The 16629-nt window shown below is 62.3% G+C and carries 19 protein-coding genes; 13 read left to right on the plus strand and 6 right to left on the minus strand.

Annotation, left to right across the window (positions count from 1 at the left end; all coding sequences use genetic code 11):
• Positions 1-64 precede the first annotated feature (64 nt).
• Positions 65-364 (plus strand): pyrophosphatase, encoded by a 300-nt coding sequence (locus ACQZ5H_RS00165; protein ID WP_449096374.1) that lies wholly within the window; start codon positions 65-67, stop codon positions 362-364.
• A 1-nt stretch (position 365) separates the two neighbouring features.
• On the opposite strand, the gene ACQZ5H_RS00170 is transcribed toward ACQZ5H_RS00165, so the two are convergent.
• The 4 genes from ACQZ5H_RS00170 to ACQZ5H_RS00185 all read right to left on the minus strand — a co-directional run bounded on the left by ACQZ5H_RS00170 (position 366) and on the right by ACQZ5H_RS00185 (position 3418).
• Positions 366-755, minus strand: a complete 390-nt coding sequence (locus tag ACQZ5H_RS00170; RefSeq protein WP_449096375.1) for a DUF2442 domain-containing protein — start codon at positions 753-755, stop codon at positions 366-368.
• A gap of 42 nt (positions 756-797) precedes the next feature.
• A complete protein-coding gene (locus ACQZ5H_RS00175) occupies positions 798-1298 on the minus strand; it encodes a GNAT family N-acetyltransferase (RefSeq protein WP_449096376.1) in 501 nt (166 codons plus the stop codon).
• Positions 1299-1315: 17 nt separating this feature from the next.
• The gene (gene tldD, locus ACQZ5H_RS00180; RefSeq protein WP_112712909.1) at positions 1316-2731 is read right to left on the minus strand and encodes a metalloprotease TldD; all 1416 of its coding nucleotides are present in this window, start codon (positions 2729-2731) and stop codon (positions 1316-1318) included.
• 87 nt (positions 2732-2818) lie between these two features.
• On the minus strand, positions 2819-3418 hold the full coding sequence (locus ACQZ5H_RS00185; RefSeq protein WP_112712881.1) for an invasion associated locus B family protein: 600 nt from the start codon (positions 3416-3418) through the stop codon (positions 2819-2821).
• 340 nt (positions 3419-3758) lie between these two features.
• On the opposite strand from ACQZ5H_RS00185, the gene coxB reads away from it, so the two are divergent.
• The 6 genes from coxB (at position 3759) to ACQZ5H_RS00215 (ending at position 9158) form a co-directional block, all read left to right on the plus strand.
• The gene (coxB, locus tag ACQZ5H_RS00190) at positions 3759-4649 is read left to right on the plus strand and encodes a cytochrome c oxidase subunit II (protein ID WP_112712879.1); all 891 of its coding nucleotides are present in this window, start codon (positions 3759-3761) and stop codon (positions 4647-4649) included.
• A gap of 20 nt (positions 4650-4669) precedes the next feature.
• On the plus strand, positions 4670-6367 hold the full coding sequence (ctaD, locus tag ACQZ5H_RS00195) for a cytochrome c oxidase subunit I (protein ID WP_112712877.1): 1698 nt from the start codon (positions 4670-4672) through the stop codon (positions 6365-6367).
• Between the two features lie 147 nt (positions 6368-6514).
• Positions 6515-7471: a heme o synthase gene (locus ACQZ5H_RS00200; RefSeq protein WP_112712875.1), complete on the plus strand. Its 957-nt coding sequence runs from the start codon at positions 6515-6517 to the stop codon at positions 7469-7471.
• Entirely contained in the window at positions 7471-7608 is a 138-nt protein-coding gene (locus ACQZ5H_RS00205; RefSeq protein ID WP_165402624.1) for a hypothetical protein, read from the plus strand. Before ACQZ5H_RS00200 ends, ACQZ5H_RS00205 begins: the two co-directional genes overlap by 1 nt.
• 4 nt (positions 7609-7612) lie before the next feature.
• Entirely contained in the window at positions 7613-8221 is a 609-nt protein-coding gene (locus ACQZ5H_RS00210; RefSeq protein ID WP_112714332.1) for a cytochrome c oxidase assembly protein, read from the plus strand.
• A 58-nt stretch (positions 8222-8279) separates the two neighbouring features.
• Entirely contained in the window at positions 8280-9158 is an 879-nt protein-coding gene (locus ACQZ5H_RS00215; protein ID WP_112712873.1) for a cytochrome c oxidase subunit 3, read from the plus strand.
• 61 nt (positions 9159-9219) lie between these two features.
• On the opposite strand, the gene ACQZ5H_RS00220 is transcribed toward ACQZ5H_RS00215, so the two are convergent.
• Positions 9220-9861: a chloramphenicol phosphotransferase CPT family protein gene (locus ACQZ5H_RS00220; protein WP_112712871.1), complete on the minus strand. Its 642-nt coding sequence runs from the start codon at positions 9859-9861 to the stop codon at positions 9220-9222.
• A gap of 120 nt (positions 9862-9981) precedes the next feature.
• On the opposite strand from ACQZ5H_RS00220, the gene ACQZ5H_RS00225 reads away from it, so the two are divergent.
• The 6 genes from ACQZ5H_RS00225 (at position 9982) to ACQZ5H_RS00250 (ending at position 14577) form a co-directional block, all read left to right on the plus strand.
• The gene (locus tag ACQZ5H_RS00225; protein WP_203429461.1) at positions 9982-10362 is read left to right on the plus strand and encodes a DUF983 domain-containing protein; all 381 of its coding nucleotides are present in this window, start codon (positions 9982-9984) and stop codon (positions 10360-10362) included.
• A complete protein-coding gene (locus ACQZ5H_RS00230) occupies positions 10355-11110 on the plus strand; it encodes an SURF1 family protein (RefSeq protein ID WP_449096377.1) in 756 nt (251 codons plus the stop codon). Before ACQZ5H_RS00225 ends, ACQZ5H_RS00230 begins: the two co-directional genes overlap by 8 nt.
• Before the next feature lie 63 nt (positions 11111-11173).
• On the plus strand, positions 11174-12175 hold the full coding sequence (gene ispH / locus ACQZ5H_RS00235; protein ID WP_449096378.1) for a 4-hydroxy-3-methylbut-2-enyl diphosphate reductase: 1002 nt from the start codon (positions 11174-11176) through the stop codon (positions 12173-12175).
• Between the two features lie 171 nt (positions 12176-12346).
• On the plus strand, positions 12347-13312 hold the full coding sequence (locus tag ACQZ5H_RS00240) for a homoserine kinase (RefSeq protein WP_449096379.1): 966 nt from the start codon (positions 12347-12349) through the stop codon (positions 13310-13312).
• A complete protein-coding gene (gene rnhA / locus ACQZ5H_RS00245; protein ID WP_449096380.1) occupies positions 13309-13749 on the plus strand; it encodes a ribonuclease HI in 441 nt (146 codons plus the stop codon). Before ACQZ5H_RS00240 ends, rnhA begins: the two co-directional genes overlap by 4 nt.
• 24 nt (positions 13750-13773) lie before the next feature.
• Positions 13774-14577: an endonuclease/exonuclease/phosphatase family protein gene (locus ACQZ5H_RS00250; protein ID WP_449096998.1), complete on the plus strand. Its 804-nt coding sequence runs from the start codon at positions 13774-13776 to the stop codon at positions 14575-14577.
• On the opposite strand, the gene ACQZ5H_RS00255 is transcribed toward ACQZ5H_RS00250, so the two are convergent.
• On the minus strand, positions 14574-16469 hold the full coding sequence (locus tag ACQZ5H_RS00255; RefSeq protein ID WP_449096381.1) for a diguanylate cyclase: 1896 nt from the start codon (positions 16467-16469) through the stop codon (positions 14574-14576). The genes ACQZ5H_RS00250 and ACQZ5H_RS00255 overlap by 4 nt on opposite strands.
• Between the last annotated feature and the right edge of the window lie 160 nt (positions 16470-16629).

Raw genomic sequence — 16629 nt, forward strand, 5'->3', positions numbered from 1 at the left:
TGTCTGCTATGGACATAAGCGAGGAATCACGGTTCTCCTGCATGCGTACGAAAGGAGAACGAATATGCTTGAAGACCTCGCCGACAAGTTCGAACGGGCCTCAAAAATCTACGCCGAAGCCAACGGCCTGGAGCGTGATCCCGACTGGTTTCTGCTGAAGCTGCAGGAAGAAATGGGCGAACTCACCCAGGCCTGGAACCGCCTGACGGGCAGGGGCCGCGCCAAGGGCCGCAGCGCGGACGACATGAGCAGCGACCTTGCCGACGAAACCGCCGACCTCCTCGGCCACATCCTCCTCTTCGCCCACAACAACCGCCTCGATCTCGAAGCCGCAATCGAGCGCAAATGGCTGTTCAGGCCTTAGATTACTGTGCAGCCGATTTGCGAGGCCGACCGCCCTTCGCGCCATTCGCCCGCGCCGCCTCGGCTTTCGCGGCCGACGTCGCTTTGCCCGCCTGGCGTGCCATATGGGATTTAGTCCCGAATATTCCGGCGAGAAGACCGGGAACGGAGATGTCGACGTCGAGCGCTTCCCAATGCAGGCCGTAACCTGCGCCAAGGATTGCGACGGTACTTAAGTCGCCATCCCCTGCATCTTCCAGCCCCTGCACGAGGCGGGGAGGGAAGGCGAAGGTGCAGCCATTGGTGAGGTCGACGATCATCCGGCCGTTGCGCGCATCGAAACGTGCGGAAAGCGCCCGCGGCTCGCTGGCTCGCGTGTTCCTGCCACGCGCCAACGCGTCGTCGATGTCCAAATTTACTTTCATACCTGACGATAACCCAACGTGTTGGGTTTCTCAAGAAACGGCAGCGACCTTCCGCCGGTAGAACTTGCTGTCCACCGCCATCAGCGGGAAAGACCTCGGTAGGTCGTCGCGCTTGATTTCGCTGAAGCCGTTCTTTTCGTAGAAGCGGTGGGCGGCGAGGAATTTGTCGGTTGTGCCGAGGAAGATGTCGGTGATCCCCTCGGCTTCGGCATGGGCGAACAGCGCGTCGAGCAGGCGGGCGGCGACGTTGTGCTCGCGGCCGCGCACATGGGCCGCCACGAACATCTTGCGCAGTGCCGTCTGGTTGTTGCCGATATCCTTGAGGCCGACCGTGCCGACGATCGTGCCGTCGAGATCGGCCACCCAGAACTGACCCTTGCGGGCCTGGTAGAAGTCCGGAATGACGGCGAGATCGGGCTGGTCGTCGGCGGTGATGGCGATGCCGAATTCATCGCGCTGGATCGGCAGGATGACGGAGAAGACGCCGTCGATATCGGCGATGTCAAAGGGCCTGATCTCAATGTCGCTCATCGCCGCCTCCTGCCGCGTCAGGCTTGTGTGCCGCCGACTGTTACCTGGTCCATGCGCAGATGCGGCTGGCCGACGCCGACGGGCACCCACTGGCCGCCCTTGCCGCAATTGCCGATGCCGGTATCGAGCTTCATGTCGTTGCCGATCATCGAGACGCGCTTCATCGCATCCGGACCGTTGCCGATCAGCATGGCGCCCTTGATCGGCGCGCCGATCTTGCCGTTCTCGATCAGATAGGCCTCGGTGCAGCCGAACACGAACTTGCCCGACGTGATGTCCACCTGGCCGCCGCCGAAGGAGACGGCATAGACGCCCTTCTTGACGGACGCGATGATTTCCTCGGGCGTCTTGTCGCCGCCGAGCATATAGGTGTTCGTCATGCGCGGCATCGGCACATGCGAATAGCCCTGGCGTCGCCCATTGCCGGTCGGCGCCATGCCCATCAGCCGGGCATTCTGCCGGTCCTGCATGTAGCCGACCAGTTTGCCGTTTTCGATCAAGACGTTATAGGCCGAAGGCGTGCCTTCGTCGTCGATGGTGATCGAGCCGCGGCGGCTGTCGATCGTGCCGTCGTCGACGACGGTCACGCCCGGTGCGGCAACCATCTGGCCGAGCAGGCCGGCAAAGGCCGAAGTCTTCTTCCTGTTGAAATCGCCTTCCAGCCCGTGGCCGACGGCCTCGTGCAGCATGACGCCTGGCCAGCCGGAGCCGAGCACGACATCCATCGTGCCTGCCGGCGCCTCGATCGCTTCGAGATTGACGAGCGCCTGGCGCAGTGCCTCGTCGGCGCCGGTCTGCCAGCTGCTTTCGGTGATGAAATCGCCGAAGCCGATACGGCCGCCCTGGCCGAAGGAGCCGCTCTCCTGCCGGTCGCCTTCGCCGACGACGACGGAGATGTTGATGCGCGTCATCGGCCGGATATCGCGGACGCGGTGTCCGTCGGCGCGCAGGATATCGACCACCTGCCAGCTGGCGGCGACCGAAGCCGTCACCTGGCGCACCTTGTCATCCTTGTTGCGCAGATAGGCGTCGATATCGGTGAGGATCTTCACCTTCTCCTCGAAGGTCGGCGTCCCGATCGGGTTCTCGTCGGTATAGAGCTTCTTGTTGGTGCCCTGGGGCGCAGCCGCATAGCTGCCGGAATAACCGCGGGTCACGGCGCCGACGGCATCAGCGGCGCGCTTCAGCGCCGAAACCGAAAGATCGCCGGCATGCGCATAGCCGACGGCTTCGCCGGCAACGGCGCGCAGGCCAAAACCCTGCTCGGTATTGAAGCTGCCGCCCTTCAGGCGGCCATTGTCGAACATCAGCGATTCCGCCTGCGCATGTTCGATATAGAGCTCGCCGTCATCGGAGCCGGAAAGCGCCTCGGCCACGAGCTTGCGCGTCGTCGCTTCGTCGGCATCGAAGAGCGTCAGGAGATCGGTATTCATGATGGTATGCTCCGCTTCAAAGCAGGAATGCTTTAAAGCCGATGTAGGACCGCAGGGCAGTTCGAGCAAGCCCCTATCGGGCCGACATCAGGGAAGCGCGTCGTAGCCTTCGGCAAAGCCCTTCAGGTCGACGGGAATGCCGATGCCTTCTTCCGGCGTCTGGAAGACGATGAAGGTGGCGCTGGTGCCGCTGCGGAAGGTCTTCAAGAGTTCGTCCTCGAGCACGACTTCGGCATAGCAGCCGTCGGCAAAGCAGCGGACGAAATAGGCGCGGCCGATATCCTTGCCGTCGACATTGAGGCCGAGGCCGTTCGGCAGCAGCACGCCGAGCGGGGCGAGCACGCGCAGGATCTTCGACTTGCGGTCGGCGGTCTTCAGAACGACGACCGAGAGGCCGACTTCAGGGCGGTCCTCGGCGATGACATTCTGCATCAGCGCGCATTGCTCGGCAGAAGCGCCGGCCGGCTTGTCGCAGACGACGGACCATGCGCCGTGGTTCGATTTCACCGTGCCCGGCGCCTGCGGCTGGCTCTGGCCGGGCGCTGCCTGCTGGGCCGGTGCCGGCTGCGAGGGAGCGGGCTGGGCCGGGGCTGGGGCTGCCGGCTGCTGGGCGAAAACGGGGGCTGCCGCTGCTGCTGCAAGAGTGGTGGTCAGAACAAACGACCGCACAAGGGAACGGAAACCCATGAAAACCTCTGGAATTCGAATCGGTGACGGTATTGTTGAAGGCCGTGACCGGAAATGAAAAGACCTGCCCCGTGAAAACCGGGGGACTACGGCAGAAATAGGACCTTTCCGCAATAATGTTGGAGCTTTGGATTGGCCCGCGTAAGCCTTTTCCGTATGATGGTGCAAATATTCGGTAATGTTTTGTGCCTGCTTGTGAATCGGCTTCTGGCAAAAATGCCGCATAGACAATCGCTCTGGCCTGTTGCGGTCAGTTGCAAACTGTGGTTTGAAGCGCTGAAGATGGCAAGGATTCTGCGTTCGATTTAAGGCAGGTCAAGCGCTCGAGGGAGATACTAAGGTGATTAAGAAGGCTTATGCAGCTCTGACCGCGCTGGTCTGTCTGCTTTTTGCTTCCGGCACATATGCCGATCAGCCGATGCCGTGGCAGGCAACGCTGCAGCCGGCGGCAACGCCGATTATGCGGGAAATCCGCTGGTTCGAACAATATACGCTGTGGTTCATCGTACCGATCACGCTCTTCGTTCTGGTCCTGCTCATCGTCGTCTGCTGGAAGTTCCGTGCGAGCGCCAATCCGGTGCCGTCGAAGACGAGCCATAACACCGTCATCGAAGTTATCTGGACCGTGGGGCCGGTCCTGGTTCTTCTCTTCCTCGCCGTTCCGTCGTTCAACCTGCTCACCGCACAGCTGACGCTTCCGGAAAATCCGGATGTGACGCTGAAGGCGACAGCCACCCAGTGGCAGTGGAACTACGAATATGAAGGCACCGGCGACAATCCGCTGGCCTTCGATTCCTACCTCCTGAAGGATCCGGATCGTGCCGCTGCCGGCAAGACGGATCTGGCGACCTATCCGCGCCTGCTGGCCGTCGACAACGAAATTATCCTGCCCGTCAACAAGGTCGTTCGCGTTCTCGTGACCGCCGCTCCGACGGACGTGATCCACGCCTTCGCAATGCCGTCCTTCGGCGTCAAGATCGACGCCGTTCCGGGCCGCCTCAATGAAACCTGGTTCAAGACCGAGCGCGAAGGCCTGTTCTACGGCCAGTGTTCCGAGCTCTGCGGCAAGGACCATGCGTTCATGCCGATCGCGATCCGCGTCGTTTCCGAAGACAAGTACAAGCAGTGGCTCACGGCTGCCGCTTCCGATCTTCCCGGAGCCTACAAGGCTCTCATGGCTGCCACCGATGGTCCTGCAAAGACCGTCGATGTCGCCGAAAACGCTCAGTAATCTAGAAGGGACTCGGAAAAATGGCTGGTTCCGCCCACGATCATTCTCATGATCATCATGGCCATGACGCACATGCGCATGACGACCATCACGATCACTCGCACAAGCCGAGCTTCGTCAATCGCTGGTTCTTCTCGACGAACCACAAGGACATCGGCACGCTCTACCTGATCTTCGCGATCTTCGCCGGCATCATCGGCGGGGCGCTCTCCGTTGCTATGCGCATGGAGCTTCAGGAGCCTGGCATCCAGATCTTCCACGGTCTGGCCTCGATGGTTTACGGCTTCGAGGGCGACGCCGCGATCGACGGCGCCAAGCACATGTTCAACGTCTTCACCACCGCTCACGCCCTCATCATGATCTTCTTCATGGTCATGCCGGCGATGATCGGCGGCTTCGCCAACTGGATGGTTCCGATCATGATCGGTGCCCCGGATATGGCGTTCCCGCGTCTGAACAACATCTCCTTCTGGCTGATCGTTCCGGCCTTCCTGCTGCTCGTGCTGTCGATGTTCGTCGAAGGCCCGGCAGGTGCTTACGGCGCTGGCGGTGGCTGGACGATGTATCCGCCGCTCGCAACCGCGGGCCAGCCGGGTCCGGCCGTCGACCTCGCGATCTTCTCGCTGCACGTCGCCGGTGCCTCGTCGATCCTCGGCGCGATCAACTTCATCACCACGATCCTGAACATGCGCGCACCGGGCATGACGCTGCACAAGATGCCGCTCTTCGCCTGGGCTGTTCTGATCACGGCCTTCCTGCTGCTGCTCTCGCTGCCGGTTCTGGCTGGCGCCATCACCATGGTGCTGACCGACCGCAACTTCGGCACGACCTTCTTCGCGCCGGAAGGCGGCGGTGACCCGATCCTCTACCAGCACCTGTTCTGGTTCTTCGGTCACCCGGAAGTCTACATCCTGATCCTGCCGGGCTTCGGCATCGTCAGCCACATCATCTCGACCTTCTCGCGCAAGCCGATCTTCGGTTACCTCGGCATGGCCTACGCCATGGTCGCCATCGGTGCCGTCGGCTTCGTCGTCTGGGCTCACCACATGTACACGGTCGGCCTGTCGCTCGACGCACAGCGCTACTTCGTCTTCGCGACGATGGTCATCGCCGTTCCGACGGGCGTGAAGATCTTCTCCTGGATCGCAACGATGTGGGGTGGCTCGATCGAGTTCCGCACGCCGATGGTCTGGGCGATCGGCTTCATCTTCCTGTTCACGGTCGGTGGCGTCACCGGCGTTCAGCTGGCAAATGCCGGTCTCGACCGCTCGCTGCATGACACCTACTACGTCGTGGCTCACTTCCACTACGTTCTGTCGCTCGGCGCCGTCTTCGCCATCTTCGCTGCCTGGTACTACTGGTTCCCGAAGATGAGCGGCTACATGTACAACGAGTTCCTCGGCAAGCTGCACTTCTGGGTCATGTTCATCGGCGTCAACCTGGTGTTCTTCCCGCAGCACTTCCTCGGTCTCGCAGGCATGCCGCGCCGTTACATCGACTATCCGGATGCATTTGCCGGCTGGAACTACGTTTCCTCGATCGGCTCCTACATCTCGGCCTTCGCGGTGCTGATCTTCCTCTACGGTGTCTTCGAAGCCTTCGCCAAGAAGCGCCTCGCTGGCGACAATCCGTGGGGTGAGGGTGCAACCACCCTGGAATGGCAGCTGCCTTCGCCGCCGCCGTACCACCAGTGGGAACAGCTCCCGCGCATCAAGTAAGATGCTCCAAATTCCGGGCGCCGCATTCCGATGCGGCGTCCGGCCTTAACGCATGACGCGGTAGGGCATGCGGAAAAAACAAGAGGCCAGAGCGCATCCAGCCGATCTGAAGGATCGCAGCGCGCTTGAGCCGAGCAGGACGGAATAATGACGGTCATCGACAATCACGAGGCACTTGCAGAGGAAGGCGAACTCCGCCTTTCGGAAGCGGGCGCGCGCGATTATTTCGAGCTTCTGAAGCCGCGCGTCATGTCGCTCGTGGTCTTCACGGCTTTTGCCGGCCTGGTGCTGGCGCCGGGTCAAATCAATCCCGTTCTCGGCCTGATCTCGATCCTTTGCATTGCTGTCGGCGCTGGCGCGTCGGGTGCTCTCAACATGTGGTATGACGCTGATATCGACGCCGTCATGACCCGCACGGCGCAGCGCCCGATCCCCGCGGGCCGCATTCAGCCCAAGGAAGCGCTGGCGTTCGGCCTGGTGCTCTCGGGCTTCTCGGTGACGATCCTCGGCCTCGCCGTCAACTGGCTGTCGGCCGGCATCCTCGCCTTCACGATTTTCTTCTACGCGATCGTCTATACGATGTGGCTGAAGCGCTCGACGCCGCAGAACATCGTCATCGGCGGCGCTGCCGGTGCCTTCCCGCCGATGATCGGCTGGGCCTGCGTGACCAACTCGGTCACCATCGAAAGCACCGTGCTGTTCCTCATCATCTTCCTCTGGACGCCCGCACATTTCTGGGCTCTCGCGCTCTTCAAGATGCGCGATTACGAAGCCGTCGGCGTCCCGATGCTCCCGAACGTCTCGGGTGAGCGCACCACCAAGCACCAGATCGTCGCCTATGCGGTGCTGACCGCCATCTGCGGCGTCATCCCGTCGCTGCTCGGCTTTGCGAGCTTCGGCTACGGTCTTGTCGCGACGCTGCTCGGCACCGTCTTCATAAGCTGTTCCATCGCCGTCTGGCGCATGCCGGATGGCGATGAAAAGATGATCCCGGCCAAGAAGCTCTTCGCTTTCTCGATCTTCTATCTCTTCGCGATCTTCTCCGCGCTGATGTTCGACCGGCTGGCATCGATCCTGGTCTTCCATGCAGGAGGTATCATCTGATGGAAACCGTGAAGCTGACCGAAGCGCAGCGCAAGTCGCGCCGGAACCGCAACGTGGCACTCGGCCTCGTTCTCGCCGGTCTCTGCGTTCTGTTCTACCTGATTACCATCGTGAAATTCCTGGGACATGGAGGCTGAGCCGATGAGCGACACCGCCAACGCACCGAAGAAGCCGGGCCGCAACAACGGCGCTGTCGTCTTCATGTGCCTGAGCTTCGTCGTCGGCATGGGCGCGATGAGCTACGCGGCCGTTCCGCTCTATCGCATGTTCTGCCAGATCACCGGCTACAACGGCACGACGCAGCGCGTCGAACAGGCGTCGACCGAGATCCTCGACCGCAAAATGCGCGTCACCTTCGACGCCAATGTCGCTCCGGGTCTCTTCTGGGAGTTCAAGCCGGTCCAGCGCGAAGTCAATCCGCGCATCGGCGAGACGATCCAGGTGAATTTCATCGCCGAGAATCGCTCGAACGAAACCCAGCGCGGCCAGGCCGTGTTCAACGTCACGCCAGGCGAAGCCGGGGCCTATTTCAACAAGGTCCAGTGCTTCTGCTTCAACGAGACCGACCTGAAGCCGGGCGAAAAGCTTGAAATGCCGGTGGTGTTCTACATCGATCCGGAAATTACCAAGGCCGTGGAGTCGAAGGACATTCACACGGTCACGCTATCCTATACGTTCTACCCGAAAGAGGGACCGAAGCCGCTGGCTTCGAATGAGGGTGGAGCGGAGAAGGTTGAAAAGAAACTTTGATTGAGGTTCGTTTCCGGCTATGCCGGGGGCGAGCGAGGAAGAGATCCGGGGATTAGAGATGGCCGACGCGCATCAAAAGAATCACGACTACCATATTATCGATCCGAGCCCGTGGCCGCTGCTCGCCTCGATCGGCGCCTTCATCATCACCTTCGGTGGCGTCGGCTACATGCGCTATCTGAACGGCGGCTCGCTGCACCTCTTCGGTGTCGAGTGGGCTCATCCGTGGCTGTTCTTCATCGGCCTCGCGCTGATCCTCTACGTCATGTACGGCTGGTGGGCCGATACCGTGAAGGAAGCCCATGAGGGCGCCCACACGCGCGTCGTCTCGCTGCACCTGCGCTACGGCATGATCATGTTCATCGCTTCGGAAGTGATGTTCTTCGTTGCCTGGTTCTGGGCCTATTTCGACGCCAGCCTCTATCCGCACGAAGCGATCCAGGCCTCGCGCCTTGCCTTCACCGGTGGCCAGTGGCCGCCGAAGGGCATCGAAGTCCTCGATCCCTGGCACTTGCCGATCTACAACACCGTCATCCTGCTCCTCTCGGGCACGACGGTTACCTGGGCACACCATGCTCTGCTGCACAACGACCGCAAGGGCCTCATCCAGGGCCTGACGCTGACCGTCCTGCTCGGCATCCTGTTCTCCTTCGTCCAGGCCTACGAATACGCCCACGCTCCGTTCGCCTTCAAGGCATCGATCTACGGCGCGACCTTCTTCATGGCGACCGGCTTCCACGGCTTCCACGTTCTGATCGGCACGATCTTCCTGCTGGTCTGCCTGGTGCGCGCGATCCGCGGCGACTTCACGCCGAAGCAGCATTTCGGCTTCGAAGCGGCTGCCTGGTACTGGCACTTCGTCGACGTCGTCTGGCTGTTCCTGTTCTTCTCCATCTACATCTGGGGTGGATGGGGTGCACCGGTCGCCCACGGCTGATCCGGTTCACACGGACAATAGAAAAGGCGGGTGCCATCGGCGCCCGCCTTTTTCTTTGTCCTCACCGTGCCCCGGCGATCCGCTCGAAGGCGGAAGGGTCGGGTATGCCGATATCGAGCTGCTGGCGGATCGCCTCGGCACATTCGTAGGGCGTCAGGAGCGAGGTATCGACTTCGAGATCGTAGATGCCGGGCTTGTGGACCTCGTCCTGCCAGCGCCTGACAGCATCCGGCACGGCGATCTCGGCGCTTGCCCTGGCATAGAGTTCCTCGCGGCCCGGCTCGTCGATCTCGCGCCGCTTCATGATCACCTCCAGCGGGCAGCGCACGCCGACGAAAAGCACCGGGAAACCATCGAGCCGGCGGGCGCAATCGGCCAGAATCCCGAGCGGCTGCGAATAGGCGTCGTGATGGCCGAGATCGGCCACGACATTGATCCCGAGCCCGGCATGGATGGCGATCGATTCGTAGAGCGCGGCATAGAAGAATGGCACGAACTCCTCCAGATCCGGCCGTTCGCCGCCCGGCCGCAGCCCGATGCCCGGCAGATATTGCGACGGCGTCATCGCATTGTAGTTGTCGACGCCGAAATTGAGCCACGGCCCGTCGAATTGCTGCTGGATGGCGCGCGCGATCGTCGTCTTGCCGCTGCGCGGCGCCCCGTTGAGAATGACGATCTGGGCTGCGGTGCTGTCGGTGCTCATGTCTCTTCTTTTCTGATTGGCCCGAATCGCTGAGGCGAAATCGCGCAGGTATTTCCCTTCGTCCTGCGGATACTTTATGGGAGAGTTAAGGCGGCTTTAGGTGACGCCACGGGAATCCACATGCAAGAAGACACCGCTCTCTTTCCTCCGGTCGACCCGGTCAAGACAGGCATCAAGGGCTGCTGCCCGCGCTGCGGCAATGGCAAGCTGTTCGACGGCCTGCTGTCGCTGAAGCCGCGCTGCGCCGCCTGCGGCCTGGATTATGCCTTTGCCGATTCGGGCGATGGTCCTGCCGTCTTCGTCATCCTGCTCGTCGGCTTCGTCGTCATTGGCAGCGTGCTCTGGCTCGAGGTCAATTACGCGCCGCCGATCTGGCTGCACATCCTGCTCTTCGGCCCCCTGACGATCATCCTGTCGCTGCTGACGCTGCGCTGGTGCAAAGGCATCCTGATCGCCATGCAATACCGCCACAATGCCCGTGAAGGACGCCTGAGTGACTGACATGAACATCCCGGCCGCGCGCCGCAAGCTGCCGGTCTTCACCGGCATCGCGGTGCTGATTGCGCTCGCCATTCTCATTTCCCTCGGCACCTGGCAGGTCGAGCGCCTCTATTGGAAGGAAGGCCTGCTCGCCGATATCGCCGCGCGCCGCAATGCCGCTCCGGTGCAGCTTGCCGATATCGAGCAGATGCTCTCTTCCGGCACCGATATCGAATACCGCCCGGTCACCGTCACCGGCCGCTACGTCAACAACAAGGAGCGCCACTTCCTCGCCACCTGGCGTGGGGAGGCGGGCTTCTACGTCTATACGCCGCTCGAGCTTGCCGACGGCCGCTACCTCTTCGTCAATCGCGGCTTCGTTCCCTATGAGAACAAGGAGCCGGAAATGCGCATGCAGGGCCAGCTGACCGGCCAGCAGAGCGTCACCGGCCTCGCCCGCAACCGTCTCCCCGGCAAGCCCTCCTGGGTGGTGCCTGACAACGATATCGCCAAGAACATCTTCTACTGGAAGGATATCGACGCGATGGCATCGAGCGACGGCTTCGATGCCTCGAAGGTCGTGCCCTTCTTCATCGATGCGGATTCGACCCCGAACCCCAAGGGCTTCCCGATCGGCGGCGTCACCGAGATCGACCTGCCCAACAACCACCTGGAATACGCCTTCACCTGGTACGGATTGGCCGCCGTTCTGGTCGCCATCGTCGGCGTCTCCTGGTTCCGCGGCCGCCGCGGCGCCCCGGCGCAATAGTATTGCTTCAATTCGTCCCCATATTGGGCTAGACACCCGGGACAACGGACATCGGACTTGAACATGAATATCGCAGCGAAACCTCCTCTGACGATCAGGCTTTGCGGGCCGCGCGGCTTCTGTGCCGGCGTCGACCGCGCCATTCAGATCGTCGTTCTGGCGCTGAAATCCTACGGCGCCCCGGTCTATGTCCGCCACGAGATCGTCCATAACCGCTATGTCGTCGAGGGCCTGGAAGCCAAGGGTGCCGTCTTCGTCGAGGAGCTCAACGAGATCCCGGAAGAACACCGCGCCCAGCCGGTCGTCTTCTCGGCGCATGGCGTGCCGAAGTCGGTTCCCGAGGATGCCAATTCCCGCAACCTCTTCTATCTCGACGCCACATGCCCGCTGGTCTCCAAGGTCCACAAGCAGGCGATGCGCCACAACCGCCTTGGCCGCCATGTCGTGCTGATCGGCCATGCCGGCCACCCGGAAGTCATCGGCACGATGGGCCAGCTGCCGGAAGGCTCGGTGTCGCTGATCGAGACCGTCGAGGACGCCGATGCCTATCAGCCGGTCGACCCTGACAATCTCGGCTACGTGACGCAGACGACGCTCTCGGTCGACGATACCGCCGGTGTCATCGCCCGCCTTCAGCAGCGCTTCCCGAACCTGACGGCGCCGGCCGCAGACAGCATCTGCTATGCCACGACCAACCGCCAGGAAGTCGTCAAGCAGGCCGCACCCGGCTGCGATCTCTTCATCATCGTCGGTGCACCGAACTCGTCCAATTCCAAGCGCCTCGTCGAAGTGGCGCTGAGGGCAGGGGCGACGAAGTCGATCCTGGTGCAGCGCGCCTCCGAACTGAACTGGGACGAGATCGGCCAGATCTCGACGCTCGGCCTCTCCGCCGGCGCGTCGGCCCCCGAGGTCATCGTCAACGAGATCATCGAAGCCTTTCGCGCCCGTTTCGCTGCCCAGGTCGAGCTTGCCGAGACGGTGCAGGAAAACGAACACTTCCTCGTCAACCGCGAGCTCCGCAATATCGAGCTGACCGCGGCGGATATGGCTTTCGTGAACGGCTAGAGCGGCGTTGCGGGGGCACTTGCCTCTGTTCTGCCGCTCGCTCCAAGATGATTTGTTTGGGGAAAGCTCCACCGCAGGCCGATTTCCCCCCTTGTGGGGGAGATGTCAGGCAGGGCAGAGGGGTAGCGCCCTGAAGGCTTCCACTCTATGAACCGACCGTGAGACCGCACCTTGGCCGTTTACACCGATATCTCCGAAGACGATCTGAAGTGGTTCCTGACGGAATATGAGACCGGCGAGCTGCTCTCCTACAAGGGCATTGCGGAGGGCGTCGAGAACTCGAATTTCCTGCTGCACACCTCGAAGGACCCGCTGATCCTGACGCTCTATGAAAAGCGCGTCGAGAAATCCGATCTGCCGTTCTTTCTCGGGCTGATGCATCACCTGGCCGCCCGCGGCCTGTCCTGCCCACTGCCGCTGCCGCGCAGGGATGGCGCACTTCTCGGCCGCCTCTCCGATCGTCCGGCGGCGCTGATCTCCTTCCTCGAAGGCATGTGGCTGCGCAAGCCCGAGGCGAAGCACTGCCGCGAAGTCGGCAAGGCGCTGGCGCAGATGCATATCGCCGGCGAAGGCTTCGAGCTGAAGCGTCCCAATGCGCTTTCGATTGATGGCTGGAAGACGCTGTGGGAGAAGTCCGAAGCCCGCGCCGACGAGGTCGAGAAGGGCATGTCGGACGAGGTTCGCGCCGAGATGGATTTCCTCTCGGCCCACTGGCCGAAGGATCTGCCTTCAGGCGTCATTCATGCCGATCTCTTCCCTGACAACGTCTTCTTCCTCGGAGATACGCTCTCCGGCCTGATCGACTTCTATTTCGCCTGCAACGACCTGCTCGCCTACGACGTCTCGATCTGCCTGAACGCCTGGTGCTTCGAAAAGGACGGCGCCTATAACATCACCAAGGGCACGGCCTTCCTCGACGCCTACCAGAGTGTGCGCCCGCTGAGCGAAGCCGAACGCACGGCTCTTCCGATCCTGGCACGCGGCTCGGCGCTGCGCTTCTTCCTGACCCGCCTCTACGACTGGCTGACGACGCCTGAGGGCGCCATGGTCACCAAGAAGGACCCGCTCGAATATCTGCGCAAGCTGCGCTTCCACCGGCAGATCCAGTCTGCCGCCGAATACGGACTTTCCGCATGAAACATGTCGAGATTTTCACCGACGGCGCCTGCTCGGGCAATCCCGGCCCAGGCGGCTGGGGCGCCATCCTGCGCTACGGCGAGGTGGAGAAGGAGCTGTCGGGCGGCGAAGCCGAGACCACTAACAACCGCATGGAGCTGCTCGCGGCAATCTCGGCTCTCTCGGCGCTGAACAGCCCCTGCGAAGTCGATCTCCACACCGACAGCAAATATGTCATGGACGGCATCTCCAAGTGGATCTTCGGCTGGAAGAAGAACGGCTGGAAGACCGCCGACAAGAAGCCGGTGAAGAATGGCGAGCTCTGGCAGGCGCTCGACGCAGCCAATCAGCGCCACAAGGTCAAGTGGCACTGGGTCAAGGGCCATGCCGGCCACCCGGAAAACGAGCGTGCCGACGAACTGGCGCGCATGGGCATGGCACCCTACAAAAAGAAGTAGGCAGGCAAAGCTGGGGAGGCGGCACTGCGGATCATTTCTCTGAACGCCTGGGGCGGCAAGATCCATCAGCCGCTGGTCGATTACCTCGCCGGCGCCAGGGCCGATATTCTCTGCCTGCAGGAAGTCACCCGCTCCGTCGGCGTCACGAGCGGCTGGCTGGAATATCGCGACGGCAGCCACATACTGCCGCAGCGCGCCAATCTCTTCGACGAGGTGAAGGCCGTTCTGCCGGAACATGACGGCATCTTCGCCCCTGCCTCGCGCGGTGAACTCCTGGATGGCGAGACAGCCGTCCCCTCCGAGTTCGGCCTCGCCACCTTCGTCCACCGCTCGCTCGCCATCTCCGGCCAGGCGATGGATTTCGTCCACGGCGCCTTCTCGCCCGATGGTTACGGCGCCCATCCGCGCCCGCGCAACGCGCAGGTTTTGCGCCTCTTCGACTACGCCTCAGGCCGCCCGCTCGTCGTTGCCCAGCTGCATGGCCTGCGCTACATGGCCGGCAAGGGCGATACACCGGCCAGACTGGCGCAAGCCGAGGCGCTGGTCGCGTTGATCGGGCGTATCCGCAAGCAGGATGAACCGCTCGTCGTCTGCGGCGATTTCAACGTGCTGCCCGATAGCGCCACCTTCGAAATCCTGGGCCAGCTCGGCCTCACCGAGCTCGTCACATCAGGCGGCTTTGCGGGAACGCGCACCTCGCTTTATCCGAAGGACGGGCGCTTTGCCGATTACATGCTGGTCTCGCCGGGCGTAAGCGTTACTCGCTTCGAGGTCGTCAGCGAGCCCGAAGTTTCCGATCACTGCGCTCTGCTCTTGGATATCGCCTAGCCGTTTGCCGTCCGCGCATTGGCGGGCGATTCCCAGATCGAGATCCGGTCGCGTCCATTGCGCTTGGCGTCGTAAAGCGCCTCGTCGGCATGCTGCATGAACTCGGCAGGCGTCGTCGCGCGGGCACGGCTCTGCTTGACGGCAATGCCGGCACTCGCCGTCACCCGTCCGAACTCGCTGCCGGTATGCGGCAGGTTCAGTGCATGCAGCGCATCGCGGAACTGTTCGGCGACACGGCAGGCATCCGCCTCGTCGGCTTCCGGCATCAGCACGACGAATTCCTCGCCACCGAAGCGGGCGACGATATCGGTATCGCGCCGGGCCGCCTTGCGCAGGCAGTCGGTAACAGCCTTCAGGCATTCGTCGCCGGCCAGGTGCCCGTAGGTGTCGTTATAGGCCTTGAAGCGGTCGACATCGATCATCAGCAGGCTGAGCGGCGTGCGCTCGCGCACACTGCGGGCGAGCGCCAGCGCCAGGGCTTCGTCGAAGGCGCGGCGGTTGACGATGCCGGTCAGGCCGTCGGTATCGGCAAGGCTCTTCATCCGGTCGGCGACGGCGCGCAGCGAGTGCTCGGCCTGCTTCATCGCGGTCACGTCGGAGACGACGACCAGCGCCATACCATCGGCGGTCATGCGGGTGCGCAGGCTCAGCCAGCGGCCGTCATAGAGGTCGATTTCCTCGTCCTTGTCGCGGTGCAGGTCGCGTGCTGCGGTCTCGATCCACTCTTCGTCGATCTCGGCCGGAAAGCTGCGGCGCTCCTGCGTTTCGACCGCCTTGCGCAGGATGTCGCGAATGTTGAAGCCGGCAACGCGCACCACGCCGGAAAGCGGAAAGAGATGCGCATATTGCGGGTTGGCGTAAACGAGGTCGCCCTTCGGATCGTACATCGCAAAGCCATCGGACATGCCGGACATCGCGTGCGACAGCATGTTGCGGTTCGCGCGCAGCTCGCGCTCGATGCTGCGCTCCTCCGTAATGTCGCGGGTGACGCCCGCAAGGCCGATGACGATACCGTCACGGTCGCGCAGCGGCACTTTCGAGGTGCGGAACCAGTGCTCCGTGTCGCCCTGCTGCAGCGGCTCGATCTTGTTGATCAGCGCCTCGCCGCTGCGCATCAGCGCCTGCTCTTCGGCAAACAGGACTTCGGCGCGGCGCTGGGTGGCGATGTGGAAATCCGTGGCGCCCACCATCGCTTCCGGAGAAGTGAAATGATGATGCTCGGCGACATTGCGGTTGACGACGACGAAGACGCTGTCGCGGTTCTTCACATATTGGAAATCCGGCGTCTGCGTCAGCGCTGCGGTCAAGAGATCGCGGTCCAGTGCCATATGCTCGAACTGCAGGAGCAGCGCACCGGCAACGACGATCGCGCCGAAATTCAGCACGACAGCAGGCACGCCGACCAGCTGCAGCGCCATGGCGCTGATCTGCGCCGGCAGGACCAGCATCGTCGCCAACAGCGTGACGGAAACCAGCGCGCCGAGAATGAACGTATCGGCAAGCCTCGCCTTGCGGCGCTTCTGCAGCACCCGCAGCGTCAGCGACACCGCTCCGACGCAGGCAATGCTGATCATTCCGTCAAGCGCGCCGGCGCCACCCATCTGCAGGCGGAAGGCGACGGCCAGCGGGATCGTCAGGATGGCGGAAGGCGCGCCGCCGAACAGCGCGGAGATGGCGACCAGCGAATAGCGCAGGTCGATGAAGACGCCATTGCTGAGCGGCACCGACATCATCATCGAAGCCATCGTCCCGGCGCCCATCACCGCGCCGAAGGCAAGCTTCGTCTGCAGGTCGGTCATCAGCCGGAATCGGAAATAGATGTGAGCCCAGATCGAGATCACAAGTGCAACGATGGCAAGATTGCCGATCAGTATTTGCCAGGTTGTATTCATGCAGTGCTAGTGAACCCAGACGCGCCAATCCCCGCATTTGTAAGGCTTTTTCCTTTAAGCGGGTTTAATTGAATGGAGATTGCGCAAGAAAATCCTGCGCCGGATTTGAGCGTTTGCACCAGCGTCGTTCCAATCGGACACATCCACAAACCGATCACCT

Source organism: Rhizobium sp. 21-4511-3d (assembly GCF_053522545.1).

Excerpts from the sequence above, each read along its gene's own strand:
- ACQZ5H_RS00165 (WP_449096374.1), top strand. The coding sequence starts at position 65 with ATGCTTGAAGACCTCGCCGACAAGTTCGAACGGGCCTCAAAAATCTAC.
- ACQZ5H_RS00175 (WP_449096376.1), bottom strand. The coding sequence starts at position 1,298 with ATGAGCGACATTGAGATCAGGCCCTTTGACATCGCCGATATCGACGGC.
- tldD (WP_112712909.1), bottom strand. The coding sequence starts at position 2,731 with ATGAATACCGATCTCCTGACGCTCTTCGATGCCGACGAAGCGACGACG.
- ACQZ5H_RS00185 (WP_112712881.1), bottom strand. The coding sequence starts at position 3,418 with ATGGGTTTCCGTTCCCTTGTGCGGTCGTTTGTTCTGACCACCACTCTT.
- ctaD (WP_112712877.1), top strand. The coding sequence starts at position 4,670 with ATGGCTGGTTCCGCCCACGATCATTCTCATGATCATCATGGCCATGAC.
- ACQZ5H_RS00200 (WP_112712875.1), top strand. The coding sequence starts at position 6,515 with ATGACGGTCATCGACAATCACGAGGCACTTGCAGAGGAAGGCGAACTC.
- ACQZ5H_RS00205 (WP_165402624.1), top strand. The coding sequence starts at position 7,471 with ATGGAAACCGTGAAGCTGACCGAAGCGCAGCGCAAGTCGCGCCGGAAC.
- ACQZ5H_RS00210 (WP_112714332.1), top strand. The coding sequence starts at position 7,613 with ATGAGCGACACCGCCAACGCACCGAAGAAGCCGGGCCGCAACAACGGC.
- ACQZ5H_RS00215 (WP_112712873.1), top strand. The coding sequence starts at position 8,280 with ATGGCCGACGCGCATCAAAAGAATCACGACTACCATATTATCGATCCG.
- ACQZ5H_RS00220 (WP_112712871.1), bottom strand. The coding sequence starts at position 9,861 with ATGAGCACCGACAGCACCGCAGCCCAGATCGTCATTCTCAACGGGGCG.
- ACQZ5H_RS00225 (WP_203429461.1), top strand. The coding sequence starts at position 9,982 with ATGCAAGAAGACACCGCTCTCTTTCCTCCGGTCGACCCGGTCAAGACA.
- ispH (WP_449096378.1), top strand. The coding sequence starts at position 11,174 with ATGAATATCGCAGCGAAACCTCCTCTGACGATCAGGCTTTGCGGGCCG.
- rnhA (WP_449096380.1), top strand. The coding sequence starts at position 13,309 with ATGAAACATGTCGAGATTTTCACCGACGGCGCCTGCTCGGGCAATCCC.
- ACQZ5H_RS00255 (WP_449096381.1), bottom strand. The coding sequence starts at position 16,469 with ATGAATACAACCTGGCAAATACTGATCGGCAATCTTGCCATCGTTGCA.